The 25,467-nt window shown below is 68.2% G+C and carries 28 protein-coding genes; 14 read left to right on the plus strand and 14 right to left on the minus strand.

Annotation, left to right across the window (positions count from 1 at the left end; genetic code table 11):
* Nucleotides 1–13: 13 nt before the first annotated feature.
* Both LVJ59_RS12670 and LVJ59_RS12675 read right to left on the minus strand, forming a co-directional pair.
* Nucleotides 14–1,612, minus strand: coding sequence for an NAD(P)/FAD-dependent oxidoreductase (locus LVJ59_RS12670; protein ID WP_232763331.1), 1,599 nt, complete (start codon nt 1,610–1,612; stop codon nt 14–16).
* Complete coding sequence (locus LVJ59_RS12675; protein WP_232763332.1) at nt 1,609–2,535, minus strand: alpha/beta hydrolase; 927 nt, start codon at nt 2,533–2,535, stop codon at nt 1,609–1,611. The genes LVJ59_RS12670 and LVJ59_RS12675 overlap by 4 nt, the downstream gene beginning before the upstream one ends.
* Nucleotides 2,536–2,616: 81 nt before the next feature.
* Here LVJ59_RS12675 and LVJ59_RS12680 point away from each other — a divergent pair, with 81 nt between their 5' ends.
* Nucleotides 2,617–3,189: a PadR family transcriptional regulator gene (locus tag LVJ59_RS12680; RefSeq protein ID WP_052193436.1), complete on the plus strand. Its 573-nt coding sequence runs from the start codon at nt 2,617–2,619 to the stop codon at nt 3,187–3,189.
* 40 nt (nt 3,190–3,229) lie between these two features.
* Here LVJ59_RS12680 and LVJ59_RS12685 read toward each other — a convergent pair whose 3' ends face one another.
* Nucleotides 3,230–4,009, minus strand: a complete 780-nt coding sequence (locus tag LVJ59_RS12685) for an SDR family NAD(P)-dependent oxidoreductase (RefSeq protein WP_232763333.1) — start codon at nt 4,007–4,009, stop codon at nt 3,230–3,232.
* A 139-nt stretch (nt 4,010–4,148) separates the two neighbouring features.
* Between LVJ59_RS12685 and LVJ59_RS12690 the strand changes: the two genes are divergently transcribed.
* The 4 genes from LVJ59_RS12690 (at nt 4,149) to LVJ59_RS12705 (ending at nt 8,857) form a co-directional block, all read left to right on the plus strand.
* A complete protein-coding gene (locus LVJ59_RS12690) occupies nt 4,149–5,369 on the plus strand; it encodes an ABC transporter substrate-binding protein (protein WP_232763334.1) in 1,221 nt (406 codons plus the stop codon).
* A gap of 98 nt (nt 5,370–5,467) precedes the next feature.
* The gene (locus tag LVJ59_RS12695; protein ID WP_047522268.1) at nt 5,468–6,325 is read left to right on the plus strand and encodes a branched-chain amino acid ABC transporter permease; all 858 of its coding nucleotides are present in this window, start codon (nt 5,468–5,470) and stop codon (nt 6,323–6,325) included.
* Nucleotides 6,326–6,327: 2 nt separating this feature from the next.
* Entirely contained in the window at nt 6,328–8,145 is a 1,818-nt protein-coding gene (locus LVJ59_RS12700) for an ATP-binding cassette domain-containing protein (protein ID WP_232763335.1), read from the plus strand.
* Complete coding sequence (locus LVJ59_RS12705) at nt 8,138–8,857, plus strand: ABC transporter ATP-binding protein (protein WP_232763336.1); 720 nt, start codon at nt 8,138–8,140, stop codon at nt 8,855–8,857. The genes LVJ59_RS12700 and LVJ59_RS12705 overlap by 8 nt, the downstream gene beginning before the upstream one ends.
* Here LVJ59_RS12705 and LVJ59_RS12710 read toward each other — a convergent pair.
* From LVJ59_RS12710 to LVJ59_RS12720, 3 genes are read right to left on the minus strand one after another with little or no spacing between them, the layout of a single operon-like run.
* Entirely contained in the window at nt 8,854–9,390 is a 537-nt protein-coding gene (locus LVJ59_RS12710) for a nuclear transport factor 2 family protein (protein WP_232763337.1), read from the minus strand. The two genes, LVJ59_RS12705 and LVJ59_RS12710, sit on opposite strands and share 4 nt — an antisense overlap.
* Nucleotides 9,387–9,932 carry a nuclear transport factor 2 family protein gene (locus LVJ59_RS12715; RefSeq protein WP_232763338.1) on the minus strand — a complete coding sequence of 182 codons (546 nt, stop codon included), beginning with the start codon at nt 9,930–9,932 and terminating at the stop codon, nt 9,387–9,389. Before LVJ59_RS12715 ends, LVJ59_RS12710 begins: the two co-directional genes overlap by 4 nt.
* A complete protein-coding gene (locus LVJ59_RS12720) occupies nt 9,929–10,762 on the minus strand; it encodes an SDR family NAD(P)-dependent oxidoreductase (RefSeq protein ID WP_232763339.1) in 834 nt (277 codons plus the stop codon). Before LVJ59_RS12720 ends, LVJ59_RS12715 begins: the two co-directional genes overlap by 4 nt.
* Nucleotides 10,763–10,835: 73 nt before the next feature.
* Between LVJ59_RS12720 and LVJ59_RS12725 the strand changes: the two genes are divergently transcribed.
* On the plus strand, nt 10,836–11,654 hold the full coding sequence (locus tag LVJ59_RS12725; protein ID WP_231555029.1) for an SDR family oxidoreductase: 819 nt from the start codon (nt 10,836–10,838) through the stop codon (nt 11,652–11,654).
* Nucleotides 11,651–12,871 carry an acetyl-CoA C-acetyltransferase gene (locus LVJ59_RS12730; RefSeq protein WP_232763340.1) on the plus strand — a complete coding sequence of 407 codons (1,221 nt, stop codon included), beginning with the start codon at nt 11,651–11,653 and terminating at the stop codon, nt 12,869–12,871. Before LVJ59_RS12725 ends, LVJ59_RS12730 begins: the two co-directional genes overlap by 4 nt.
* Before the next feature lie 114 nt (nt 12,872–12,985).
* On the opposite strand, the gene LVJ59_RS12735 is transcribed toward LVJ59_RS12730, so the two are convergent.
* The gene (locus LVJ59_RS12735; protein WP_232763341.1) at nt 12,986–14,587 is read right to left on the minus strand and encodes an AMP-binding protein; all 1,602 of its coding nucleotides are present in this window, start codon (nt 14,585–14,587) and stop codon (nt 12,986–12,988) included.
* 110 nt (nt 14,588–14,697) lie between these two features.
* Here LVJ59_RS12735 and LVJ59_RS12740 point away from each other — a divergent pair, with 110 nt between their 5' ends.
* The gene (locus LVJ59_RS12740) at nt 14,698–15,309 is read left to right on the plus strand and encodes a TetR/AcrR family transcriptional regulator (RefSeq protein WP_052193694.1); all 612 of its coding nucleotides are present in this window, start codon (nt 14,698–14,700) and stop codon (nt 15,307–15,309) included.
* 13 nt (nt 15,310–15,322) lie between these two features.
* Here LVJ59_RS12740 and LVJ59_RS12745 read toward each other — a convergent pair whose 3' ends face one another.
* Nucleotides 15,323–16,072, minus strand: a complete 750-nt coding sequence (locus tag LVJ59_RS12745) for a CoA-transferase subunit beta (RefSeq protein ID WP_232763342.1) — start codon at nt 16,070–16,072, stop codon at nt 15,323–15,325.
* A complete protein-coding gene (locus LVJ59_RS12750) occupies nt 16,069–16,935 on the minus strand; it encodes a CoA transferase subunit A (protein ID WP_232763343.1) in 867 nt (288 codons plus the stop codon). Before LVJ59_RS12750 ends, LVJ59_RS12745 begins: the two co-directional genes overlap by 4 nt.
* Nucleotides 16,936–17,027: 92 nt before the next feature.
* Here LVJ59_RS12750 and LVJ59_RS12755 point away from each other — a divergent pair, with 92 nt between their 5' ends.
* Nucleotides 17,028–17,750 (plus strand): SDR family NAD(P)-dependent oxidoreductase, encoded by a 723-nt coding sequence (locus tag LVJ59_RS12755; RefSeq protein WP_232763344.1) that lies wholly within the window; start codon nt 17,028–17,030, stop codon nt 17,748–17,750.
* The gene (locus LVJ59_RS12760) at nt 17,747–18,625 is read left to right on the plus strand and encodes an aldo/keto reductase (protein WP_232763345.1); all 879 of its coding nucleotides are present in this window, start codon (nt 17,747–17,749) and stop codon (nt 18,623–18,625) included. Before LVJ59_RS12755 ends, LVJ59_RS12760 begins: the two co-directional genes overlap by 4 nt.
* Here LVJ59_RS12760 and LVJ59_RS12765 read toward each other — a convergent pair.
* Complete coding sequence (locus LVJ59_RS12765) at nt 18,619–19,056, minus strand: VOC family protein (RefSeq protein ID WP_232763346.1); 438 nt, start codon at nt 19,054–19,056, stop codon at nt 18,619–18,621. The two genes, LVJ59_RS12760 and LVJ59_RS12765, sit on opposite strands and share 7 nt — an antisense overlap.
* Nucleotides 19,057–19,111: 55 nt before the next feature.
* Between LVJ59_RS12765 and LVJ59_RS12770 the strand changes: the two genes are divergently transcribed.
* From LVJ59_RS12770 to LVJ59_RS12785, 4 genes are read left to right on the plus strand one after another with little or no spacing between them, the layout of a single operon-like run.
* Nucleotides 19,112–19,852, plus strand: a complete 741-nt coding sequence (locus LVJ59_RS12770) for an SDR family NAD(P)-dependent oxidoreductase (RefSeq protein WP_047523503.1) — start codon at nt 19,112–19,114, stop codon at nt 19,850–19,852.
* On the plus strand, nt 19,852–20,469 hold the full coding sequence (locus tag LVJ59_RS12775) for a gamma carbonic anhydrase family protein (protein ID WP_232763347.1): 618 nt from the start codon (nt 19,852–19,854) through the stop codon (nt 20,467–20,469). The genes LVJ59_RS12770 and LVJ59_RS12775 overlap by 1 nt, the downstream gene beginning before the upstream one ends.
* The gene (locus tag LVJ59_RS12780) at nt 20,466–21,077 is read left to right on the plus strand and encodes a nuclear transport factor 2 family protein (protein ID WP_232763348.1); all 612 of its coding nucleotides are present in this window, start codon (nt 20,466–20,468) and stop codon (nt 21,075–21,077) included. Before LVJ59_RS12775 ends, LVJ59_RS12780 begins: the two co-directional genes overlap by 4 nt.
* Complete coding sequence (locus LVJ59_RS12785) at nt 21,074–21,331, plus strand: type II toxin-antitoxin system RelE/ParE family toxin (protein ID WP_232763349.1); 258 nt, start codon at nt 21,074–21,076, stop codon at nt 21,329–21,331. Before LVJ59_RS12780 ends, LVJ59_RS12785 begins: the two co-directional genes overlap by 4 nt.
* An 18-nt stretch (nt 21,332–21,349) precedes the next feature.
* Here LVJ59_RS12785 and LVJ59_RS12790 read toward each other — a convergent pair whose 3' ends face one another.
* From LVJ59_RS12790 to LVJ59_RS12805, 4 genes are read right to left on the minus strand one after another with little or no spacing between them, the layout of a single operon-like run.
* Nucleotides 21,350–22,459, minus strand: coding sequence for an acyl-CoA dehydrogenase family protein (locus LVJ59_RS12790; protein ID WP_232763350.1), 1,110 nt, complete (start codon nt 22,457–22,459; stop codon nt 21,350–21,352).
* Nucleotides 22,459–23,427, minus strand: a complete 969-nt coding sequence (locus tag LVJ59_RS12795; protein ID WP_232763351.1) for an acyl-CoA dehydrogenase — start codon at nt 23,425–23,427, stop codon at nt 22,459–22,461. Before LVJ59_RS12795 ends, LVJ59_RS12790 begins: the two co-directional genes overlap by 1 nt.
* On the minus strand, nt 23,424–24,593 hold the full coding sequence (locus LVJ59_RS12800; protein ID WP_232763352.1) for an acyl-CoA dehydrogenase family protein: 1,170 nt from the start codon (nt 24,591–24,593) through the stop codon (nt 23,424–23,426). The genes LVJ59_RS12795 and LVJ59_RS12800 overlap by 4 nt, the downstream gene beginning before the upstream one ends.
* The gene (locus LVJ59_RS12805) at nt 24,590–25,456 is read right to left on the minus strand and encodes an enoyl-CoA hydratase (RefSeq protein ID WP_047523516.1); all 867 of its coding nucleotides are present in this window, start codon (nt 25,454–25,456) and stop codon (nt 24,590–24,592) included. The genes LVJ59_RS12800 and LVJ59_RS12805 overlap by 4 nt, the downstream gene beginning before the upstream one ends.
* Nucleotides 25,457–25,467 lie beyond the last annotated feature (11 nt).

Consider the following 25,467-nt stretch of genomic DNA (forward strand, 5'->3'; position numbering starts at 1 on the left):
GCGACGACGATTCCTAACGGGAGGACAGGATGAAGCCGCGGTAGTCGGCGGCTGCGACCTCCTCGCAACGATCGATGTAGTTCTTGAAGCCGCCGATGTAGGGCAGGAACCCGCGCGCCTTGCCAGCGATGTTCGAGCCCGTATACCAGGAAGGGGCCGAGCCGAACAGGGTGCGATCGGCGAGCTCGAGCGAGTGTGCGGTCCAGGCCGCGGCAGCGTCGGACCGCGCTTCGATCGAGGTGTGGCCTCGTTCGCGGCAATACGTGATGATCCGCAGTGCGTAGTCGCCCTGCTGCTCGGATGTGAGCGCCATGTTCGACAGCACGCTGGGGCTGCCGGGGCCGTTGAGGACCAGCAGGTTCGGGAAGCCGGGCAGCGCGACGCCGAGGTACGTCGAGGGGAAGCCCGCCCACTCCTGGCGCAGCGATCGGTCGTCCCGACCGCGGATGTCGATCGCCGTGAGAGCTCCGGTCATCGCGTCGAACCCCGTGGCGTAGATGATGACATCGTGCTCCCGGTGGCGCTCCGTGGTCCGGATGCCGGTGGCGGTGACTGCGGCGAGGGGCTCCCGCCGCAGGTTCACCAGAGCGACGTGCGATTCGTTGAACGTCTCGTAGTAGCCGGTGTCGGTACAGATGCGCTTGGTGCCGAGGGGGTGGTCGCGGGGAGTCAGCGTGTCTCGCGTCGCGGCGTCCGGTACCCGCTCGGCGAGCTTCCGCTCGAAGAAGACACGGGCGGCATCGTTGATGACCGGATCGACCGTGAGTCCCTGGAACGCCTTCGCGAAGAGGACCCCGCCGCGGGTCCAGCTCTCCTCGAAGACCTCGGCGCGCTCTTGTTCGTCGGCCTCGGCGAACGGGGTGGGATGGCTCGACCACGGGGACCCGGCCGTGCTGTTCCACGACAACTCGCGGCGACGTTCCAGGTCATCCTGCTGGCGTTGCCACTCCGCGTCGTCGATCACCCGATTGAAAGCGGGCACGCTGTAGTTGGCACTGCGCTGATAGACGGTCAGCTCCGCGGCATCCCGTGCGATCAGCGGGATCGCCTGGACGCCCGAGGAGCCGGTGCCGATCACCGCGACCCGCTTGCCGCTCAGGTCGACGGGGTCTTCCGGCCACGCCGAGGTCTGCAGGACGATGCCGGTGAAATCGTCGCGACCGGGGAGCTCAGGCAGCTGCGGCTTCGAGAGCCCGCCGGTCGCCATGACCAGCCATCGTGCAGAAGCCTCCAGCCCGGACTCCGTGCGCACCTCCCAGTGCTGCGCCCGTTCGTTCCAGGAAGCGGAAGCCAGACGCTGGCCGAACCGGTAGTGCCGCCGCACATCGAAACGGTCGGCGACGTGGTTCAGGTAACGCAGGATCTCCGGCTGTGTCGCGTAACGCTCGCTCCAACGCCACTCACGCTGCAGACCGTCATCGAACGAGAACGAGTAGTCGATGCTCTCCACATCGCAGCGAGCGCCGGGGTAGCGGTTCCAGTACCAGGTGCCGCCCACGTCGTCTCCCGCCTCGAGGCCGAGGACGTCGAGCCCGGCGCGCTCGGCGTGGATCGTGGAATACATGCCGGCAAGGCCGGCGCCGACGATGATGACATCATGTTCGGGGGTCATCGGTGGTCCTTCGGGTCAGAGGTGATCAGGGAGCGGAGGTCGCTCCAGAGGATCTCGGCGGCGCCGAGAGCGGGTCCGTATCCGGGGATGGTCAGGAAGCCGTGGAACTGGTCGGGGTGGTGGCGGAGGATGACCGGTACCCCGGCCTCACGCATCCGAAGCGCGTAGGCGGCTCCCTCGTCGCAGAGCGGATCGAGGCCGGCGGTGACGACGACGGCGGGCGGGAGGCCGGAGAGGTCGTCGACCGCGAGCGGGGAGACATCGGCATCGAAGCGGTCGGGATGATCGCTCAGGAAGGTGCGCCAGTAGTGCGCGAGCAGTTCCGAGGTGATGAAGTATCCGCTCGCCCTGGTGCGGTGACTGTCGGACGACATCTCCGGATCGAGGAACGGGTACAGCAGCGCCTGAGCCACGACCGGGCTCGCTCCGCGGTCGCGCAGAACGACGGCGGCGCCGGCCGCGATGTTGCCACCCGAGCTGTCGCCCGCCAGGAGGATGCCGCGGTCGGCGAGGCCTGCCGACATGACCTCGTCGACCACGGCGACGACGTCATCGCGTGCGTCCCCCGGCCCGGCTTCGGGCGCGAGACGGTAGCCGACCGACACGACGGTAGCCTCGGTCGCGCGCGCCCACCGTCGACAGAACCCGTCGTGTCCGGCAATCGAGCCGTGCAGGAATCCGCCGCCGTGCGCGTACACGGTCGTCGGGGCGTCGCGATGCACGACGCGAGGGTGGTACACCCGGATCGGGATGTCGTGCGTGCCGGCGTCCACGGTTCGGTCATCCGTGGAGACGGCGTCGTCGAGATTCGCCGCCGGACGGATCCGGCTGTCGGCGGCGGCGCGGCCCTCCAGGGGCGTCATGGTCGCCAGCGCGGGGAAACTGGAGTTGAGGAGTTCCAGCATGCGCGTCGTCTCGTCCACATGATCTCCTTCGATCAGCAGCGGTATGACTGTTAGTCATAGTACGATCAGGAATATCTCACTCATCGACGAGGAGGTCAAGTGAGCGAACACGAACACCCCGACGAGCAGGTCGATCTCCCGGCGACGAGCTGGGCGGTTCTCGGCATCCTCTCGTTCGGCACCGAGCTTTCGGGCTACGACGTCAAGCAGTGGGCGGATCAGAGCCTCGCGTACTTCTATTGGGCGCCCTCGCAGAGCCAGATCTACACCGAGCTGCGGCGGCTGGAGGAGCTCGGACTCGCGGTCTCGCGCGTCGAGCAGACGCACGCGGCGAAGAGCAGGCGCCTGTACGGCATCACCGACCTGGGGCGCCGGAGCATGCGCCGGTGGTCGGACGAGATCCCGGCGGAGCCGGTGGTGCTCAAGCACTCCCAGATCCTGCGGCTGTGGGCAGCGCACAACGGTGACCTCGATCGTCTCCGCGCGGCCCTGGCCGAGTATCGCGACGAGTCCGTCCGGAGCGCCGCAGAGGCGGGCGCTCACGCTCTGGGCGCGCGGCGCGAGGACGACTGGAGATTCTCGGGTGTCGCGCTGGAGTGGTCGGAGCGTTACTACCGCGACGAGGCGGCTCGCATCGACTGGCTCATCGAGCGCCTCCGCGGTATGCGATGAGCACCGCGGTGGCGGCGTGAGCCTCTCGTGCTCGCCGCTGTCAGATTCCGAAACCGCCGTCCACGTCGAGTTTCTGCCCCGTGATGAATCCTGCGGCGGGGGAGGCGAGGAACGAGACGGCGGCCGCGATGTCGGCGGCGGTTCCGAAGCGACGCAGCGGGATGTTGGCGGTGGCGACTTCCAAGGCGCGCTCGTCCAGGTCGCCGGATGCCATGAGTCGAGCGGACATGCCATCCCACAGCATGCCGGGGCCGACGGCGTTCACGCGCACACCGAAGCGGCCCTCTTCGGCGGCGAGCCCGCGAGCCAGTGCCTCGACGCCGCCTTTCGGTGCGACCGAGAGTCCGTCCCGCACGGGATAGCGACGGGTTCCGGCGCTGGTGACGACGGTGAGGGAGCCCGAGGCCGCCCTGAGGGCCGGCAGGAACGCCGTCGCGATGACGAAGAAGCCGATCAGGTCGTCATCGACCTGGCGGGCGAACTGCTCGACGGAGACCTTCGACAGATGCACCATCGGCACGTGCGGGCCGGCGGCGTGGATGACCGTGTGCACGGCACCGTGCCGGGCCACGAGGTCGTGCGCGAGGGCCGTCGCCGCGGCCTCATCCCGCACGTCCAATCGATGAGCTTCACCCGCGTCGCCGAGAGAGGCGAGCAGAGCGGGAGTCGGTTCCGAGCGGTGCGTGATCGCCACGCGCACTCCGTCGGCGGCGAGGGCTTCAGCGATGGCGGAGCCGATTCCGCCGGTACCACCGGTCACGACGGCGATGCCGGGGAGGTCACGGAGGCGGCGGTTCTCAGAGGTCGGTGCAGTGTCCATGAGCCGGAATCTAACAGGTGTCCGAATCGTAACCAAGCAATTGACCGGTTGGGCGTTGCCCGGGCTGTCCGAGTGTGATTTACTAAGCAAGCGTTTGGTCGCCCTTGCGCTCTAGCTCAACGATGAGAGAGGTTCGGATATGCGGTTCAACAGATTCGCGGCGGTTGCCGCAGGGATCGTGGTGTCGACGGTGGTGCTCGCCGGCTGCTCGGGCGGTGACGCGGACGCAGGCAATGGAGGCGATGGCGGGGACGACCCGATCAAGGTGGTCGTGCTCGGCGGGATGGGGGCCGAGGGCATCCTGGCAGACAACGCCACGACATCCGTCACCGCGGCGCTCGCCTCGGTCGATGCCATCAACGACGACGGCGGCGTGCTCGGCCGTGAGGTCGAGATCACCCATCTCGAGGACAACGCGGACCCGACGGTGGCTGTGACGAAGCTGCGTGAGTACATCGCGACCGAGGGTGCTCCTGCCCTCGTCATGAACTCCGGACCTTCGACCATCACCGAGGCGATGCTGCCGATCCTGACGCAGAACAAGATCGTCTCCTTCAACATCGGCCCGACCACCACATCCGGTGACCCGAGCGCCAACCCCTACAGCTTCAACCTCAGCGCATCCGTTCCCGACTACCTCGGTTCGTTCGTCGCCGAGATGGAGGACCGCGGATACGAGGACGTCGCGATCCTGCACGGATCGAGTGCCTATGGAGAGCTCTTCGGCTCGCTGGGCGAGACGACCTTCACCGACGCCGGCTTCACCGTGACAGGCAACGAGGGCTTCGACAACGCCGCACTCGACATGACGGCGCAGCTGTCGGCTCTGCAGCAGGGTGACCCCGATGTGCTCGTCCTCGACGCCTACGGTGCTCCGCTCGGCTACGTGCTGCAGAGCCTGGAGAAGCTCGGCTGGGATGTGCCCGTCATGGGCAACTCCTCCGTCGCCGCCACGGGACTGATCGCCACGCCGGCACCCGACGGCGTGCTCGGCACCGATCAGGTCAAGAACCTCACGATGCAGGTGTACTCCAGCACCCAGTACAACCCGGACGACACCAAGGTCAACGACGCCGTCGAGCGCATGCTCGCCGCGGGGGACATCAAGTCCTCACTGATCCTGGCGTACAACTACGACTCGATGTTCCTGTTCAAGGCCGCAGCGGAGAAGGCCGGCGGACTCGACGACCCCGACGCGATCGTCAAGGCCCTGGTCGACCCGGACGTGCAGAAATCGGCAGGAACCGCGATCCTGAGCCTGTACGCGTTCACGGACGACTCGTACAGCCCTCACGTCAGCCCCGACCAGTTCTCGTTCATCCCTCCGGGCGAACTCGTCAACGGTCAGTTCCAGCCGTGACCGCGGTCGGCGCGTGACCATCGCCGACGGCTCGGATCTCGAATCGGATCCGGGCCGTCGGCACACCAAGCCACAATGATGGAAGGAACCCGACCGCAATGACCATCATCTGGTCCGGCCTGGCGCTCGGTGCGATCTACGCACTGGTGGCGATCGGCTACAACATCGTCTTCCTCTCGCAGAAGACCTTCAACTTCGCGCAGGCGGCGTTGATGATGCTCGGCGCGTTCATCGCGTACGTCGGCATCGTCGTCTGGGGTCTGCCCTGGTGGCTCGTCGCGATCGCCGCTGCCGTCATCGTCGGCGCGATCGCCGCGCTCGAGGAGCGCGTCGCGATCCGTCCGGTCAAGGACCCGCACAACCTGCTGGTCACGACGCTCGGCGCCTCCATCATCATGGAGGGCGTCGCCCAGGTGATCTGGGGCGGCGAACCGAAGCGGGTGCCGTTCTTCATGGGAGATCAGGTGCTGGAGTTCCTCGGGGGTCGTGTGTACCCGGTCGAGCTCGCGTTGATCGTCCTCGTCATCCTGCTGGTGATCGTGCTCACCCAATACGCCAAGCGGAGCATGACCGGCATCGCTCTGCTCGGCATGAGTGAGAACAGAGAGGCCGCGCAGCTGCGGGGTGTCAACGTGCGGCGCTTCGCTCTCATGGCCTTCATCTTCACCGGCGTCCTGGCCGGATTCCTCGGTGTCTTCGTCGGTCCCAAGACCTACGCCGTCGCGACGCTGGGTGCCTCGCTGGCGCTCAAGGGCTTCGTCGTGCTCGCGATCGGCGGGTTCGGTTCCCTCGGCGGCGTGCTCGTCGGCGGACTGATCGTGGGGCTCGCAGAGGCACTCGCCACCCGGTACATCGGTGCGGACTACGCGGGTCTGACCGTGTTCTTCATCCTCATCGTGATTCTGATGGTCAAGCCGACGGGGCTCTTCACCCGTCGCGTGGAACGGACGGTGTGACCATGGCTGCCCTCTGGTTGAAATTGCGAGCGATCCCGGGGTGGATCTGGCCCCTCGCGGTCGGGATCCTGTTGATCGTCCTCCCTTTCCTCGGTCTCAGCTACGCCGCGACGCGGCAGATCGAACTCACCCTCATCCTGGCGCTGATCGTGCTGGGGTTGAACCTGTCCCTCGGGTACGCCGGAGAGCTCGCGATGGGTCAGGTGGCGATGTACGCGGCCGGCGCCTATGCCGCCGGGCTCGCGAACAAGGCCGGCGTCACCGACATCTGGCTGCAGTTGCTGATAGGTGCGGCTGCCGCGCTCGTGATCGGGCTCATCTCAGGCATCCCCGGCCTGCGCCTCGGCAGTTGGTCGCTCGCGATGACGTCGTTCTTCCTGATCCTGATCGTCCCGGACGTGCTGTCGATCTTCAAGGAGGAGACGGGCGGTCGTAACGGACTGGCAGGCATCATGCCCGCCACATCGTTCGGCCAGATGATCGACGGGCGGACCTATTACATCATCATCGTCGGTGTCGCCATCGTGGCATTCGCGCTGATCCGCAACCTGGTCCTGTCCGGCCACGGCACCGCCCTCCGGGTCCTCAAGCAGAGCCCTGTGCTGGCGTCATCGATGGGCATCTCGGTGTTCCGGGCCAAGCTCACCGCCTACGCGATCGGGGCCGTGCCCGCAGGGATCGCCGGCGTGCTGTTCGCCAACCTCGACCTGTTCATCTCGCCGGAAGCCTTCGCATTCTCGTTCGCCATGACGGTGCTCGCCGCCTCGATCTTCGGCGGCTCGGCGAGTATCTACGGCGCCCTCATCGGCGCGACCGTGCTGCAGTTCGGCATGAACCAGTCGACCAACTTCAGCAAGTTCGGACTCATCATCTCGGGCGCGTTCCTGTTGATCGGCGGGGTCGCCTTCACAGGCGGACTCGCCGGACTGCTGCGCACGCTGCTGCGCAAGGCGGACATCGCGGCGAAGGTCAAGATCGGCGTGCGGCCGGCGGAGGCCGTGTCGGCGGAGGTCGAGAAGCTCGACGGAGCGCTGCTGCGCACCGAAGGGGTATCGAAGGCGTTCGGCGGCAACCAGGCCCTGTCGAAGGTCTCGATCGAGGCACCGCCGGGAGCCGTCACCGCCATCATCGGACCGAACGGCTCCGGCAAGACGACTCTGCTGAACATGATCTCCGGTTTCTACAAGACGGATGCAGGACGGATCGAACTCGACGGCGCACCGATCCAAGGGCTGTCGTCCTATCGGGTCGCGCGTGCGGGTGTGTCGCGCACCTTCCAGACACCGAACATCCCCGAGAAGCTGACGGTCTTCGAAGCCGTGGAGGCGGGGCGGTATGCCACCGAGCGACCGTCTGTCCTGGCCTCGGTGCTGCGGCTTCCGACGTTCTGGCGGACCCGCAGGGAGAACCGCGTCGCGACGGAGCGCGCGCTCGCCCTCGTCGGCCTCAGTGAGCAGCGCGACGAACCCGCCGACTCCCTCCCCCTCGGCAACCGGCGCCTCCTCGAAGTCGCCAGGAGTCTGGCGGCTTCCCCCAAGGTCGTGCTGCTCGACGAGGTCGCCTCCGGTCTGGACGAGGACGAGCTCGAGGTTCTGGAAGGCCTCGTGACCCGGCTTCGCGACGCGGGCATGACCGTCATCCTGGTCGAGCACAACTTCCAGCTCGTGCTGCGGGTCGCCGATGACATCTACGTACTCGCACAGGGCGCGGTCATGGCACACGGCAGCCCTGCGCAGATCGAGAGCAACCCGCGTGTGATGGAGGAGTACCTCGGCGTCACAGCGGAGACGAACGCGGCGGGAGGCGGCGACCATGAGTGATGTGCTGCTGGAGGTAGCGGGGTTGCAGACCGGCTACGGTGATCTGACGGTGGTGCGCGACGTCTCGTTGACCGTGCGGGCCGGAGAGATCACCGTGTTGCTCGGCCGCAACGGTGCCGGCAAGACGACGACACTGCGTGCGATCACCGGGCTCAACAAGATGTCGGGCGGCACGGTTGCATACCTCGGTGAGACGTTGACGGATGCCCCGCACAAGCGGGTCGTCCGAGGGATCTCGTACGTCCAGGAGGGCAAGAAGGTCTTCCGGGAACTGACGATCGAGCAGAACCTCATCCTCGGCGGCTTCTCGCGACGGATGAGCAAGCGAGCGCTGGTCGCTGCGGCCGACGAGATCTATCAGTTGTTCCCGATCCTGGGCAGCAAGCGCTCCCTGCCGGCGGCGAGCATGTCCGGTGGCCAGCAGCAGATGCTCGCCATCGGCCAGGCGTTGATGGCAAAGCCCCGCTTGCTCATCCTCGACGAGCCGAGTCAGGGGCTCGCGCCTGTGATCGTGAAGGAGGTGATGGAGCGCGTGCACGAACTCAAGGACACCGGGATCGGCATCCTCCTCGTCGAACAGGCCGTGCAGGAGTCGGTGGCGATCGCCGACGAAGTGGCCGTCATCGAGATGGGCCGTACAACCCTTTCGGGTGCGGCATCCGAGGTCACGATAGAGGATCTGCAGAAGGCGTACTTCGGGGCGATCGCCTAGGCCCGAGACCTCGCCGCCTCTTCGCTCCGGTCCTGCGTCCCGTCCCGGTGGGCCCCCGAGAGCGAGGAGGTGGTGGGGTAGCCGAGCACCGTGTTCTGCTCGCGCGCGAAGGCGGTCGTGACCCGGTGGGCGATCAGCCAGCGGCCGTCGACCCGGTGATAGATCACGTCGTAGAACCCCCGCATGGCGAGGCGAGGCGCTCCCGCGTCTTCGGCGTAGTCGCCGTGGAACTCCAGGTGGATGCGGGCCGTCGCGCGATCGCCGGCGACCGCCAGCTGCGGGAGGTGCAGAAAGTGGATGCCGGCGAACGAGGCGTCCGTGCAGAACGCCTGGAGCGCTGCTCGACCCTGCACGAAAGTCTGAGGTGGGGCATCGCCCACCGGACGCGACTGGTAGATCCCGTCCGCGGTGAACAGGCTGCTCCAGGCGTCGCCGTCGCGTTCATCGAAAGTGCGGGCGTAGGTGGCCTCGAGGTCGATGATCTCCAACCGGTCTTCGAGGGCCTGCAGCCGTTGCTCGATGCTCGTTGTCATCGGGTTCCCTTCTGTGATGGGTGGATCACCGCCGCCTGGCGCACGCGTTCACGCAAAGCCGTCGAAGGATCGTGGACATCCCGTCGGCCGCGTGGTCCGTGGCCCTCCGGCTCGCGCAGCCGGCCGGCATCCGAGCGGGTCCATTCGCGCACTGCGGTGCGCTCGACGATGCGCCATCCATCGGAGTCGCGGCGCACGTGGTCGAGGTAGCGGAAGCCGCTCGTGAAGTTGCGGGCCTCGTCGTCGGACGGTGTGCCCCAGTGCACGGCCGTGCCGTACGTCTCGGCATAGGCGTGATCGCCGAACAGTTCGACCCGATGGTTCCCGATGAGGTGCATGGTGCCGTCGAAAACGGACGTGCGCTCCCGCAGCCAGTGCACGTAGTCGTCGGCCGTGCCGGAGAAGCCGGTGTGATGATCGACCCCGTCGCGTGCATAGACGTCGCGGACCGCGGGATAGTCGGCGCGGTCGACCGCCGAGCAGTAGCGGAGGACCAGGTCGTGGATCTCCTGCCTGTCCGACAGCTCGGCGAGCGTCTTCATGCCTGATCCGGCATATTCGTCCATCCTCGCCCTGATGCCTTGCCGTACCAGCCGGAGGCGGCGAGAGTTCCGCCGTCCACCGGGATGGTGTGACCCGTGATGAACGCGGCGTCGGGCGAGGCGAGGAAGGCCACGACCCCTGCGAAGTCCTCGGGTCGGCCGAAGCGGCCAGCGGGCAGCCAGGACCGCAGGAGGGCGGGGTCACGCCCGGCCAGCATGAGTTCGGCCGGCGTCTGCGATGTGTCGGCGAGGTCGGGGGCGATCGCATTCACCCGGATGCCGGAGGGCCCCAGCTCCACGGCGAGGCTTTTCGTGAAGGCCGACACGCCTGCGTTGTACGCGGAATACACCGCGTTGCCGGGGATCCCGCGGAACGCCTCGACCGTGGAGACGTTGACGATGCTGCCGGATCCCACCGAGATCATCCCCGGCAGGAGTGCGTGCGTCACCGCGAAGACGTGCCACAGATTGAGCTCGTGAAGACGCTGCCACTGCCCGGGAGGGCTCTTGGCGAAGAAGGACTTCGCAGGCCGGAAGTCGCCGACGTTGTTGATGAGCACATCGGCGTGGCCGTGCGCGTCGTCGACGAGTGCCGCGAGGCGGGCGACCGTGTCGTTCCGGGTGACGTCCCCGAGCAGGACGGTGCAGCGTCCTCCGCCCGCGGTGATGTCCGCGGCGGTTGCGGCAGCGGCACCTTCATCGATGTCGACGAGCACGACGTGATCGCCGTCGGCTGCGAAACGGCGACTGATACCGCCACCGATGCCGAGGGCGCCGCCGGTCACCACAACCGTGCGCGGATGCCGTCGAGCGGCGTCATCGAGACTCATGCGACAAACCTAGCATTTGGTTGGTAGCATGGACAGGCCGGCGCATCGGAGCGCTGCGCACGGAGGAGGCGGAGTGAGCCTGGTCATGGATTTCGCGGGCAAGGTGGTCGCGGTCACCGGCGGCGCACGCGGCGTCGGACGCGGAGTGGTCGAGGCTTTCCTCGACGCCGGCGCCGAGGTCGAGTTCTGCGGTCGTTCCGAGCCGGAGAACCTGCCGGAGCGCGACGGTCGTGCTGCGTCCTTCCGTCGTGTCGACGTGCGCGACGCCGCGCAGAACGAGGCCTGGATCCGGGGTATCGCCGAGCGGCATGGACGCCTCGACGTGCTCGTCAACAACGTCGGAGGATCTCCGTTCGGTCGCTTCGAAGCCGGATCCTCCCGATACTTCCAAGCGATCACCGAGATCAACTTCCTCTCCGCCGCGGTCGCCACCCGAGCGGCGTTCGCGCCCCTGCGGCAGAGCGCCGGAAGTGTGATCAACATCACCTCCATCAGCGCGCGTCGCGCCAGCCCCGGTACGGCCGTCTACGGTGCGGCGAAGGCGGCGCTCGAGAGCCTGACCCGCAGCCTCGCGGTCGAGTGGGCCCCGGAGATCCGGGTCAATGCGGTCAGCAGCGGGCTGGTTCACACCGAGAGCGCGGTCGACCACTACGGCACCCCGGAGCAGTACGCCGAGATCGCGCGCACGATCCCGCGTGGACGTCTCGCCTCACCGGAGGAACTCGGCAACGTGTGCGTCATGCTCGCGTCGCCGCTCTCGGCGCATGTCACGGGTGCGGTCATCCCCGTCGACGGCGGTGGCGAGTGGCCGGCATTCCTGACCCACACCCCGAACGCGGACATCGTGCAGCAGGCCGACCGTCTCGACATCACTGGAGGATCCCCATCATGACCGAAGCTGTGATCGTCTCTGCGGTCCGCTCTCCGATCGGGCGCGCGTTCAAAGGCAGCCTGAAGGACATGCGCGGCGACGACCTCGCCGTGCAGATGGTGCGAGCGGCCGTCGATGCGGTGCCCGATCTCGATCCGCGCGAGATCGTCGACCTGATGGTCGGCTGTGCGCAGCCGGCAGGACAGCAGGGGTACAACATCGGTCGGATGCTGGCGCTGCAGCTCGGGTGGGATTCAGTGCCGGGCACGACGGTCAACCGTTACTGCGCGTCGTCGCTGCAGACCACCAGAATGGCCTTCCACGCGATCAAGGCCGGTGAGGGAGATGTGTTCGTCTCGGCCGGCGTGGAGGCCGTGTCGCAGTTCGGATCCGGAAAGTCCGACGGCATGCCCGACACCAAGAATCCGCGGTGGGCACCGGCCGCTGCCCGCACAGCGCGTGACGTGCAGGACCCGGCCTTCGTGTGGTCCGACCCGCTCGAACGCGGCGAGCTCGAGGACATCTACATCGCGATGGGGGAGACCGCTGAGAACGTCGCATCCTTCCGCGGTGTGTCCCGCCGCGAGCAGGACGAGTGGGCGGTACTCAGCCAGAACCGGGCAGAGGCGGCGGCTGCCAGAGGGTTCTGGGACGCCGATATCACTCCGGTGAGACTGGACGACGGCACGCTCGTGACGAAGGACGACGGTCCCCGTGCGGGTGTCACTCTGGAAGGCATCAGCGGCATGCAGCCCGTCTTCCGCCCGCACGGCACCGTGACCGCAGCGAACTGCTGTCCTCTCAACGACGGCGCCGCTGCACTCGTGATCATGAGCGACACCCGTGCCGCCGAGCTCGGTCTCACCCCGCTCGCTCGAATCGTGTCGACAGGTGTCTCCGCGCTGTCGGCGGAGATCATGGGGCTCGGGCCGGTGCAGGCCGTCGAGCGGGCACTCGTGCACGCTCGTATGTCGATCGGCGATATCGACATCCTCGAGATCAACGAGGCCTTCGCTGCGCAGGTCATCCCCTCGATCGCCGACATCGGGATCGATCCCGCGCGGGTGAACGTCAACGGCGGTGCGATCGCCCTCGGCCACCCCTACGGCATGACCGGCGCGCGCATCACGACCACGGCGATCAACGCGCTGCGCGAGCGCGACGAGCAGTTCGCCGTCGAGACCATGTGCACCGCCGGAGGCCAGGGCATGGCCCTGGTGCTCGAGCGTCTGAGCTGACCCCGCCCCATCCCGCCCCCCGCCCCCCGCCCCGTGCGAGTGCAAATACGCGCCTCCTTGCGCCTGCGGAGGTGCGTTTCTGCACTCGCACGGCCGCCGGGAGGGGGACGGAGGTCAGGCGTGGGCGCGGAGCTCCGACTTCAGGATCTTCCCGGTGGCGTTGCGGGGGAAGTCCTCGACGAAGACGAACTCGCGCGGCACCTTGAAGTTCGCCAGGTGCGTGCGGCAGAAGGCCTCGAGCTCCGCGGCGTCCGGTCGTGGAGTCGCACTGTGCAGCAGGAGCACGTAGGCGCGGCCGACCGTGCCGAGGCGGTGGTCGTCGACTCCGATCACGGCGGACTCGTTCACGGCCGGATGCCTGCGCAGGGCGTTCTCGACCTCGGCAGGATAGACGTTGAAGCCGCCGACGATGAACATGTCCTTCAGTCGATCGGTGATCTTCAGGCATCCGTGCTCATCGAGGCGGCCGACGTCGCCGGTGTGGAACCAGCCGTCCGGGTCGAGCACGGCATCCGTGGCTGCCTGATCCTCGAAGTACCCCAGCATGACATTGGGACCGCGCAGCAGGATCTCCCCGTCGGTATCGAGCCCGGCATCCGCGCCGTCTTCGTTCACGACGCGGATCTCGACGCCTTCGACCGCCGGGCCGGTCGTGTGTGCAGTGTGTTCGAGGGATTCGCCGGGGCGCGAGAGGGTGGCGACCACGCACTCGGTGAGGCCGTACGCCTGGGCGACCGTCTCGAATCCGAGGATGTCGACCATGTCGTGGAAGAGCGTCGCGGGAGCCGCCGTGGCACCGGCGATCGCGAACCGCAACGACGACAGGTCGTATTCGCCGAGCCGCGGGTGGTCGAGGAGGGAGGTGAAGATCGTCGGCACGCCGGGAAGCACGCTGATGCGCGCAGACTGCACGAGCTCGAGCAGTCGGTCGGCGTCGAACATGGCGACGGGGTAGATCGTCGCGCCTGCCATCAGCGAGGTGATCATCCCGGCCTTGTAGCCGAACCCGTGGAAGAAGGGGTTCACGACGGCGTAGCGGTCCGCCGGGCTCAACTGCGCGCCCCGCCCCCAGGCGCGAGCGACGGAGAGCGTCTGCCGGTGCGCGCTCAGCACGCCCTTCGGCACCCCGGTCGTCCCCGAGGTGAAGAGCACGTCCATGATGTCGTCGGGGGTCACGGCATCCGCGGCGGCGGTCACGCGGTCTTCCGTGACCGCGACGCCCGCGGTCAGGAAGTCCGTCCAGGAGACGACGCCGTCACCGCCCGCACCATCGATCGTGACGGCGGTGCGCAAGTGGGGAAGTCCCGGGAAGATCGGGCCGTCGGTGCCGCGCTCGGCTGCGGCGCCGCGCAGGGCGGAGCTGTAGGACTTGCCGAGGAACCCGTCTGCCAGCACCAGCCCGGTGGCACGGGATCGCGCCAGGATCTCGGCGGCCTCGTGCCCGGTGAAGCGGGTGTTGAGAGGCACGACGGCGATGCCGACCAGTTGCGCACCGAGCATCGCCAGGATGAACTCGTGCCGGTTCGGAGCCCAGAGCCCGATCCGGTCGCCCGGTTCGATGCCGTGCGCGAGGTAGGCGCGGGCGACTCTGCGGACGTGATCCTGCAACTCCGCGTAACTGATGACGACGTCTCCGTCGACGATGGCCGGATGCACCCTGAGCGTCGCCATCTCGGCGAGGAGGGCGGGCACGGTCGTGGCTTCCGAGACTGTCATGGACGTCCTTTCCAATATCATGCGTACACTCCGAGTGGACGTTTCGGGAAAACGCTCGCATGCGGCACACTTGAACAAGCGCTTGTGAGATTCTCTGTGAAGGAGCAGTAATGGCAACGACCAAAAGCGGGGGCCGGCAGGAGCAGAGTTCCGAACGCCGCGACCAGATCATCTCGATCGCCGCGCGCCTGATCGCCAAGCGCGGATACTCCGCCACGACGGTCCGCGACATCGCCGATGAAGCAGGCATCCTGTCGGGCAGCCTGTATCACCACTTCTCCTCCAAAGAAGCGATCTTGCAGGAGATCCTCCACAGCTTCATGAGCGGGCTGCTCGGTCGCTTCGAGGAGATCGTCGCGGAAGGGGGGAGTCCGCGCGACATCCTCGACAAGCTGATCGCGCACGCCTTCGCGACGATCGAGAGTCAGCCCGACGCGGTCGGGCTCTACCAGAACGAGCTGTCCTTCCTTGCGCGCCAACCGGGCTTCGAGTTCCTCGGAGAGAACAGTGAGCGCATCGAGGCGCTTTGGCTGGCGCAGATCACCGAGGGGCAGAAGGTCGGCGTCTTCCGCGACTCGATCGACGCCCCGATCGCGTACCGCTTCATCCGCGACGCCGTCTGGTCGACCGTCGCCTGGTATCGGCCGGGCCGCGGACACACCGCCTCGACCCTGACCGACAACTTCCTGGATCTGCTCCACAAGGGTCTCCTCGCCGACTGAGTTGGCCGCCGCGTCAGTCGGCGACTTCGCGCGTCCGGGTGCCGCGCGGGTCGAGCACCTCGCGGATCAGACGCAGCTCCTCCGCGTCGGGCGTGCGGGTGAGCGGTGCATCCGAGGCATCGAGCGCGAACCCCGTGCCGTCCGCCACCTTCTGCGGGTCGACTCCGGGGTGGATCGAGAGCACGGTGACGGCGCCCTCTTCGTCGTAGCCGAGTACTGCGAGGTTCGTGACGATCACGCCGAGGTGGTGGTGGTCGAGTCCCGCTTCGCGGGCGCGGTCGTTGCCCACGCCGGAGACCATGTCGACCGAGGGCACGAACACACGCGGGCTATGGCGTGAGATCCAGTAGTCCACCCGGTGGTTCGCGGTGTTTCCCGGCGCCCCGCGCACGCCGATGAGCTGTCGGGTCGGCCGCGCCCAGTCTCCGATGAGGGATATGTTCTGATTGCCGAAGCGGTCGATCTGGCTGGCACCCATCATGCTCTGACGGCGTCCGGTCGCGAGGATGTCGAAGATCCGGCGGAAGGGCGCCCATCCTTCGATCGTCGGCTGCGGGGCGCCCGGCTCTCCCGGTCGCGGAGGGCCGCTCAGGAAGAAGGCTTCGCCGTCGCTGAGAACGAGGTCGGGAGCGGTCGTGAGCTTCGCGAGGCGTGCTCCGAGTGCCGGGACGATGCCGACCGCGTGCGCGAGGATCTCTCCGGAGTCCCGGTAGGTGTCGGCGCACGCGGCGATGCAGATCTCGGCGATCGTGGCGGTGGTCATGACTCTCCTCGGTCGGTGTGGAAGCGTGTGACGGCGGCCTGATAGCCGGCTTCGTCGGTGTGCAGGAAGGTGCGTTCGAACTCGGCCCACGCCTCAGGGTCTTTGGCGGAGACGGCGTAGTGCTTCTGGAAGGTCTCGTCGCGGTCGTAGTCGGGGGCGCAGGTCGTGAAGTGCGCGCCGCGCGGGGCCTCGACGACCGCCGACGCGTAGATCCGGCTGAAGAGGAGTGTGTGGAACGATCCCTCGTCGAGCAGTGCGGACGTCGGGACGACCCGCTCGGCCGAAACGATGGTGCGGTCGGCGGCCATCGCGAAGAGATCGTCGAAGTACGGGTCGGGCCCGAGGTACTGCGCGTTGCCCTGCTCGTCGGCACGGTTCACGTGCACCAGGGCCACGTCGAGCGGCAGGGCCGGCATCGCCACGTACTCGGCATCGGAATACGGCGACTGCACGGTGCGCAGATGCGGGTTGGCGGGCAGGACGTCAGAGCCGAGGCCGGCACGGATCGGCAGGAAGTCGAGCCGGGCACTCGCTGCGCGGAGCCCGGCGACGAACATGCCCTCGTCGTACTCCTCGATGTCCAGTCCGCCGCGCTCCCTCGCCTGGGTGAACAGCGGATCGAGCGGGATGCTGTCCAGCGAGACGAAGCCGTAGACCAGGCGACGGATGCGGCCGGCGGCGGCGAGCAGGCCGACATCCGGCCCGCCGAAGGCGACGACGGTGAGGTCGGTGATGTCGCGACGGAGAATTTCGCGCACCAGGGCCATCGGCTTGCGCCGCGACCCCCAGCCGCCGATGCCGATCGTCATACCGCTCTCGATGGTGGCGACCGCCTCCTCGATGCTCAACCGCTTGTCCGACATCCCCGCTCCTTCGCGCGACCGGCGCTAAACCTAGCGCTTGTTTGGGAATCACAGTAGCATGCCCGGAAGGGTGAACAGCGAGGGGGCTGCATATGGCGCGACAGTCGACAGGTGACCACGTGATCGTGACCGGTGGCACCAGTGGCATCGGTGCCGCGGTCGTCGAGCTGCTCCTCGACCGCGGCTGTCGGGTGACCGTCTTCGATCTCGCGTCGAGTCGGCGCCCCGGGGTCGAGACGGAGGTCGTGGACCTGCACGACGAGGCGGCGGTCGAGGCGGCGATGGGGCGCACATGGGCCCGTGGCTCCGTGACCGGACTGGTCGCCTGCCACGGCATCCGCGGTGCGTTCGTGCCTGCCCTGGAGATCGACCTCGACCGCCTGCGCCTGCTCTACGACGTGCATGTCGTCGGCACGCTCGCGGTCTCTCGTGCTCTGGTGCGGCGCCTCGACGGAGCGCCGGCCTCGATCGTCCTGGTGTCGTCCACGACGGCGTACCGCGGCTGGGCGAACCAGGCCGATTACGGGCCCGCGAAGGCGGCGGAGCGGCAGCTGATGGAGAACCTCGCCGTGGAGTGGGCGCCGCTCGGTGTGCGGGTCAACGCCGTCGCTCCGGGGCACACGCTGACCCCGATGGTGCAGGACATGGTCGACGGGGGCTACGACCTGGCGGCGGTGGAGCGGCGGACGCCTCGCGGACGCCTCGCGGATCCGTCCGAGATCGCCGGTGCGATCGTGTGGATGCTGCGCGACGCCACGCACGTGATCGGGCAGTGCCTCCCCGTCGACGGGGGATGGACGGTCGTGGGGCGATGATGCCGAACCGTGCGATCGGAGACCTCCGGGTCTCGGCCATCGGCATGGGGGCGATGACTCTGACGCAGGTGCCCGACGCCGATGTCGAGCGAGGCGTCCGGGCTGTGCATGCCGCGGTGGATGCCGGCATCACGCTGTTCGACACGGCGGACTCGTACGGACCCACGGGGGAGATGGGGGTGAACGAGTGCGCTTTGATCGAGGCGCTGCGACGTCATCCGGATGCCCTCGAGCGCGTGGTGATCGCGACCAAGGGCGGGCATACGCGCGGACCGGCCGCGACCTGGTGGGTGGACGGTTCGCCGGAGCATCTGGCTGCCGCCGCCCGGGCGTCGGCGCAGCGGCTCGGTCTCGACGCGCTGCCCTTGTACCAGCACCACCGGCCCGATGTGCGCGTGCCTTTCGAGGAATCGATGGGGGCGATGCGGCAGCTCGTGGACGAGGGCGTGGTGATGCGGGTCGGCGTCTCGAATGTGGATGTGGCGCAGCTGGAGATCGCGCGGCGCGTGCTCGGCGATGCCCTGGTCAGTGTTCAGAACGAGTATTCGGTGCAGGAGCGGTCGAGTGAACCTGTGCTGCGCCGTTGCGAGGAACTCGGACTCGCCTTCCTCGCCTGGGGCCCGCTGGGCGGCATGCGCGCGGCCAAGGAGCTCGGCGGCACTGCCGCCTCCGCCGGGATGGTCGCCGAGCGGCACGGAGTGAGTCCGCAGCGGGTGGTGCTGGCATGGCTGCTGTCCCTCTCGCCGATTCTGATCCCGATTCCGGGAGCGAGTCGCGCCCAGAGCGTGCGCGATTCAGCGGCTTCGGTCGACCTCGCGCTGGATGACGACGATCTGCGCCTGCTCGGCACGGGACTCCGGGGAGTGGGTCAGTGAGGTTCCTGCAGCAGCTCGACGCGTACCTCATCCGGGCCGAGGACGTACACGTAGCGGTAGCCCTCGAGGGGGCCCGCTGTCGCCGTCATCGTCGGCGACAGCGGATGGTGTCCGAGTGCTGCCAGGCGGGCGAGACTCGCCTCGATGTCCGTCACGACGATGGCCGGATGCGCGGCGCCGGTGTGCCCGTTGTCGGGATCGATGCGCGGGGTGTCCGCGCCGCGGTACTCGGCGAGCTCGAGGAAGACGCCATCCGCCAGACGGATGAACGTCAGCAGGATCTCGACGCCGGGATAGCCTGTGGCGGCCTCGACGGCGGGACCGCTCTTGACGAGCGGACCGATGACCTCGCCGTCGGTCGCGGTCCGGTAGAAGGCGGTCGCGGTCGCCGTGTCGCTCACCGTGATCCCGATGTGATGCAGTCGCGGCATCCTGTCTCCCTAAATAAACCAAATGCTTGTTTGCTAACTATCGCGGAGGAACAACATGAATGCAAAGCCCGTCATCGATCTCACCGGCCGCGTCGCCGTGATCACCGGGGCTGCGGGTGGACAGGGTCGCGCACACGCCGCGCTCTTCCATGAGCTCGGCGCCGACCTCGTGCTCACCGACCTCGACGGTGCGGCCGTCGCCGACGTCGCTGCAGCTTTCGGGGAGCGAGCCATAGGTCTCGCGCACGATGTCTCCTCGGCCGACGCGTGGGCGCGGGTGGCCGAGGCCGCGAAGGAGCGGTTCGGGCGCGTCGACGTGCTCGTCAACAACGCCGGTTTCTGTCCCGAAGGCCCGCTCGCGCAAACCCCGGAGCGGGTCATCCGCCTCACCCTCGATGTGAACCTCATCGGACCGATGCTCGGCGTCCAGGCTCTGCTCCCGCTCCTCGGCGAGGGGGCGTCCATCGTCAACATCGCGTCCACGGCCGGTGTCGCCGGATACGCAAACCGCGTCCCCTACTCTGCGTCGAAATGGGGTCTGCGCGGCGTCTCGCGCGCGCTCGCCCGCGAGCTCGCCGACAACGGGATCCGCGTGAACACCGTGTGCCCCGGCGCGGTCGACACCCCCATGATCACCGAGGACACGCGTGCAGGAGTGGGTTTCATCTCGCGCATCCCGATCCCTCGGGCCGGTCGCCCGGAGGAGATCTCGAATCTGGTCGCGTATCTCGCCAGCTCCGCCAGCAGCTACTGCACCGGGCAGGACTTCGTGATCGACGGCGGTCAGGTCGCCTGATGCCCGCCTATGCCTTCGACGGGGTCGTGCCTGTCGTGCATCCGACTGCGTTCGTGCATGAGACTGCCAGCCTGATCGGCGACGTCATCATCGGTCCCGGGTGCTACATCGGACCGTTCGCGAGTCTGCGAGGCGACTTCGGGCGGATCCTCGTCGGCGAAGGTTCGAACGTCCAGGATTCCTGTGTCATCCATGCCTTCCCCGGCGCCGATGCGGTGCTCGAGCCGAACAGTCACGTCGGGCATGGGGCCGTGCTGCACGGATGTCGCATCGGATCATTCGCGCTGATCGGCATCGGTGCCACAGTGCTCGACGGCGCGGAGATCGGTGCGGAGGTACTCCTCGGCGCCGGCGCTGTCGTGATGGCGGGAACCGTGATCCCCCCGAGGACGAAAGCGCTCGGCACGCCCGCACGCGTGGTCGGCCCGCTTGACGAACAGGCGCTCGCCTGGAAGCGCAACGGCGTGCGGATCTACCAGGAACTCGCCCGCCGCAGCCGGGAGACCCTTCGGCCCGTCGAGCCGCTCGCCGCTGTCGAGCCGGACCGTCGTCGCACCTCGTGGTCGGCGGAGGCGGCAACCCCGCTGCACCGTCACCGCGACGGGGGTGCCTCGTGAGCGTGGGATTCGCCGACTGGCTCGCCATCACCCGCGTGATCGCCCGCTACGCGCGGTTCGCGGATCAGCGGCGCTTCACGGAGATGGCGGGATTGTTCGTGCCGGACGGGCGGATGCTGATGTTCCGTCCGCGCGCCGAAGAACCCGCCGAATCGCCGCAGGGCCAGGAGGAGTTGATCGCGGCATTCAGCGCGCTCGCCGCGTTCACCGTGACGACTCATGCGCTGTCGCCGAGCGATGTCGAGATCGGCGGAGGCACCGCGCGGGCGCACACCACCTGCATGTCGCACCACATCAGCGAGACGGGCGAGGGGCGGGTGCGCTTCACCCTCGCAGACCGCTACGACGACACGCTCGTCCGTCTCGACGGACGCTGGCTGTTCCAGGAGCGGCGCAAGTACACCGACTGGACGGAGCAGGCGGCGTTGCGACGCAGTCCTCCGGTCGCGGCCATCGTCGACGCTTCCCTCCTCGAGCGTCTTCTCGAAGACGCCGAGGAGCTCGCCGACATCCGTGCCGTCGATGAGGCGTGGGACGAGACGGAGCGTCTCGGTGAGACGCCGATCCCCTGGGACGACGTCAAGCGAGACCTCGGCTTGACTTCGTGACGTATACCGTCCAGGTTCTCCCGGTCGCTGTTCGTGCGATCCGCAAGCTCCCCCCTGAGGCGAAGCGTCGCGTCGAGGCGGTCATCGGTCTGCTGGCGGAGGATCCGCGCCCTCCGGCGGCGAAGAAGCTCACGGCTCGCGCCGAGTGGCGGGTGCGCAGCGGCGACTATCGCGTGGTGTACCGCATAGAGGATCGCGTGCTCACCGTCGTCGTCGTGCACGCCGGCCCACGTCGCGACGTCTACAGTCGCTGACGAGCGACCGACTCGATCTCAGCCGCAGCCGAGTGCCCAGCTCGTGGCGCGCTCGCGCTCTTCCCGCGCGGTGCCGAAGAGCTGACCGAGGGAATGGGCGCGCTTGAAGATCAGGTGGGCGTCGTGCTCCCACGTGATCGCGATGCCGCCGTGCAGCTGAATGGTCTCCGCCGCGACATGGGCCAGTGCTTCGGAGCAGATGGCCTTGGCTATGGCCGCGAGTTGGTACCGGTCGGCCGCGCCGGTCGTGAGGGCATCGGAGGCGGCACGCGACGCGGTGCGCGCGATCTCGACTCGGACGTGCATGTCAGCCAGGCGGTGTTTGATCGCCTGGAACGAGCCGATGGCGCGGCCGAACTGCACCCTTTGCTTGGCGTAGGCCACGGTCTCGTCGAGCGCTCGGGCGGCGGTGCCTGCCTGTACAGCGCTGATCGCCGTCAGAGCCAGCGCGCGCAGGGACTCTCCGATCGCCGGCTCAGAGGCGCCGAGTGGCCGTGCCGCGACAGCGTCGAAACGCAGGCTGGCCAGCCGGAGCGTCGGGTCCATGGCCGGCGTATCCTCGCGCACCACGGCCGCAGGGTCGAGCACCTCGAACAGCCGCGGGCCTTCCCTCGTCTGCGCGATCACGAGCAGCACATCGGCGAGGGCGCCGTCGAGCACGAACCCGCACGTGCCGCTGAGTCTCCAGCCATCGCCGTCCTCGGCGCGGAGGTCGACGCGGTCGGGGGCGAAGCGTCCGTCGGGGGCGGCCCAGGCGAGCGCTGCCGAGGAGGATCCCTCCGCGATGCCGGGCAGGAGTCGTGCAGCAGCATCCACGTCGCCCGTCGCGAGGATCGCCTGCGCGGCGATCGCGACCGAGCCGAGATAGGGAGAGGGGGCGAGGGAGTATCCGATCTCCTCGAGGACGAGCTGCGCTTCCCGCAGAGTGAACCCGGCCCCGCCGAACTCCTCGGGGATCGCCATGCCGGCGATGCCGATCTCTTCGCAGAGCAGACGCCACAGGCCGACGTCGAAGCGCTCCGCGCTCTCCAGTGCGCGCCGGTTCGCCGCGCTGTCTGCACGCTGGTTCAGGAGGCCGCGTACGAGAGCGACGAGCTCCTGTTGGTCTTCGTCGGGTTCGAACGACATCACCGCTCCTTCGGGAGGATATCGCGGGCGATGCGCGCCCGGTGGAACTCGGGAGTACCCCAGGCCGCGCTCAGTGCGGGGGCGAGGCCGAGCCAGATCCGCAGCGAGTGCTCGGCGGTGTAGCCGATCGCACCATGCACCTGCAACGAGGTTCGCGCAGCGAGCACGGCCGCATCGCCGGCGGCGACCTTCGCGGCGGAGATCGCCCGGTCCTCATCGGGCTCATCGGCACGGAGCGCGGCATTCCACACCAGCGGCCGCGCGAAGCTCAGCGCGATGCGCACATCCGCCAGCTGGTGTTTGAGTGCCTGGAACTCGCCGATCGGGCGACCGAACTGCTCGCGCACCTTCGCGTACGACACCGCTTCCGCCAGCATCCGCTCCCCGGCACCGACCAGGGTCGCCGCAGCGGCGAGACTCGCCTCGTTGAGCGCTGCGTCCAGCGCACCGGGACCGAGCGGCACGGCGTCGCCGGTCGGAGTGAGCCGTGCGAGCCGCCGAGTCGGTGCGACCGAAGTCAGCTCGTCTCCGGCCACGCCGTGGTGCAGTGCGCCGTCGCGCACGAGATATCGGTGTGAGGCGAGGGCAGCGTCGAGCGCGGCGGGAGCTGTGCCGTCGACCGCTGCCGTCGCGAGCGCACCGGCGGCGAGTTCGCTCCTGGTGTCGTCGTCCACCAGCCCGGGAAGCAGGGCGACCGTCTCGAGGTACGGGCCGGGAACGCCGTGGTACCCCAGTCGCTCGAACACGACCACGAGATCGCTCAGCGTGCCGCCGAAGCCACCCGTCTCCTCGCTGACGCGCAGGCCGAGCAGGCCCAGTTCGGCGAACTGCTCCCAGAGAGCGAGGCCCGGGGCGGTGTCGCCGTCAGCCCAGCTGCGTGCGACGTCCGCGCCGCCGCTCCCCTCGACGATCTCGTCGATCGCCTCTGCGAATGCGAGCTGTTCTTCCGTGGGCAGGAACCGCATCATGCGCGCCTTCCGTCTCCGCCGCGGGGGAGCCCGAGGATCCGCTCCGCGATGATGTTGCGCTGGACCTCGTTCGTTCCGGCGTAGATGGGGCCGGCGAGGGAGAACTGGTAGTCGTCGACCCAGCGCCCGCCGTCGACCGCGGAGGCACCCCGCAGCTCACCCTCCGGGCCGAGGATGCGCAGCGCCGTCTCGTGGATGTGCACGTCGAGCTCGGACCAGAACACCTTGTTGACGCTGCCCTCCGCGCCCACGGTCCCTCCTTCGAGCAGCGTGCTGACGGTCTGCCACGTGAAGAGCCGGTAGGCCTCGGCGCCGATCCACGAGTCGACGACGGCATCATCTTCCGTCGGTGCTCCACGCTCGGACTGCAGTGCGATCAGGCGGTCGGTCGCCGCAAGGAAGCGTCCGGGGGCGCGCAGTGAGAGCCCGCGCTCGTTCCCGGCCGTGCTCATCGCCACGCGCCAGCCGTCGCCCGGAGCGCCCAGCACGTCGGCATCGGGTACGAACACGTCGTCGAAGAAGATCTCCGCGAATCCGGTCGTGCCGTCGAGCTGTGCGATCGCCCGCACGGTGATGCCCTCGGCGTCCATCGGGAACAGGAAATAGGTGAGCCCGTGATGCCGCTGCGCTTCGGGGTCGGAGCGGAAGAGCCCGAAGCCGCGATCGGCCCACACCGCCCGCGAGCTCCAGATCTTCTGGCCGTTGAGCACCCACCCTCCACGGGCGTCGTCGCGGCGTGCGGTGCTGCGGATCGCGGCGAGGTCGCTGCCGGCGCCCGGCTCCGACCAGGCCTGCGCCCAGATCAGCGATCCGTCGGTCATCGGTCTCAGGAACCGTTCGTGCTGCGCAGGGGTCCCGTGTTCGAACAGGATCGGTGCGAGGAGTGAGATCCCGTTCTGCGCGACGCGGGTCGGCGCACCGGCGCGGTAGTACTCCTCCTCGAACAGCACCCATTCGGTGATTCCCGCATCGCGACCGCCGTACCGCTCCGGCCAGGACACGACCGACCATCGACCGGCAGCGAGCGTGGCCTCCCACTCGCGGTGCGCGGCGAACCCGGCCTCGGTGTCCATCGAGGGCAGAGGGCTCTTCGGCACATGCACGTCGAGCCAGGCGCGCGCCTCCGCGGCGAACGCCTCCTGCTCCGGAGTCAGATCGAGGTTCACTTCTCTCCTCCGCGTGCGGCGTCGGCCTTGATCGATCGGACATCGACCCCGCCGAGGGAGTCTCCGCCGACCTCGGCGTTGTGCGCATGGGCGGCGTGATGCAGCCCGAACACCGAGTCCATTCCGGCGCGCATGCCCTGCAGATCCTCGGCCTGGTTGACGGCCTTCTTGGTCAGTGCGAGTCCGAGCCGTGGCATTCGTCCGATACGTTCCGCGATCTCGAGCGTCCTCTCCTCCAACTCCTCGAGCGGGACGACGTGGTTCACCATTCCGAGCTCGTGCGCACGCGAGGCCGGCATCCGGTCGCCGGTGTAGAGCATCTCCTTGGCTGCGCGGGGGTTGGTCACCCAGGGGTGCGCGAAGAACTCGACTCCCGGTATGCCCATCGCCACGACAGGGTCCTGGAAGAACGCGTCGTCTGCGGCGACGATGAAGTCGCACGACCACGCGAGCATGAGGCCGCCGGCGATGCAGGCGCCCTGCACCATCGCGATCACGGGTTTCGGGATCTCGCGCCAGCGCCGACACATGCCGAGGTACACCTCCGACTCGCGCGCGAAGCGGGAATCGACGCCCTGAGCGCCCACGTGGTCCCACCAGATGACGGCCTTGCGCTCGAAGCTCTGGTCGATGTCGCGCTCGGGTGTGCCGATGTCGTGGCCCGCGCAGAAGTGTCTGCCGTTGCCGCCGAGCACGATGACCTTGACGGAGTCGTCGTCGACGGCGCGGGTGAAGGCGGCGTCGAGCGCGTAGGTGACCCGGGAGTTCTGTGCGTTGCGATACTGAGGGCGGTTCAAGCGGATGATCGCGGTCGCCCCGCGCACCTCGTAGGTGACCACGGCGTCGGCGGATTCGACGGTCATGACGGGTTCCT

The organism is Microbacterium sp. KKR3/1 (genome assembly GCF_021272365.1).
Taxonomy (GTDB): Bacteria; Actinomycetota; Actinomycetes; order Actinomycetales; family Microbacteriaceae; genus Microbacterium; species Microbacterium aurugineum.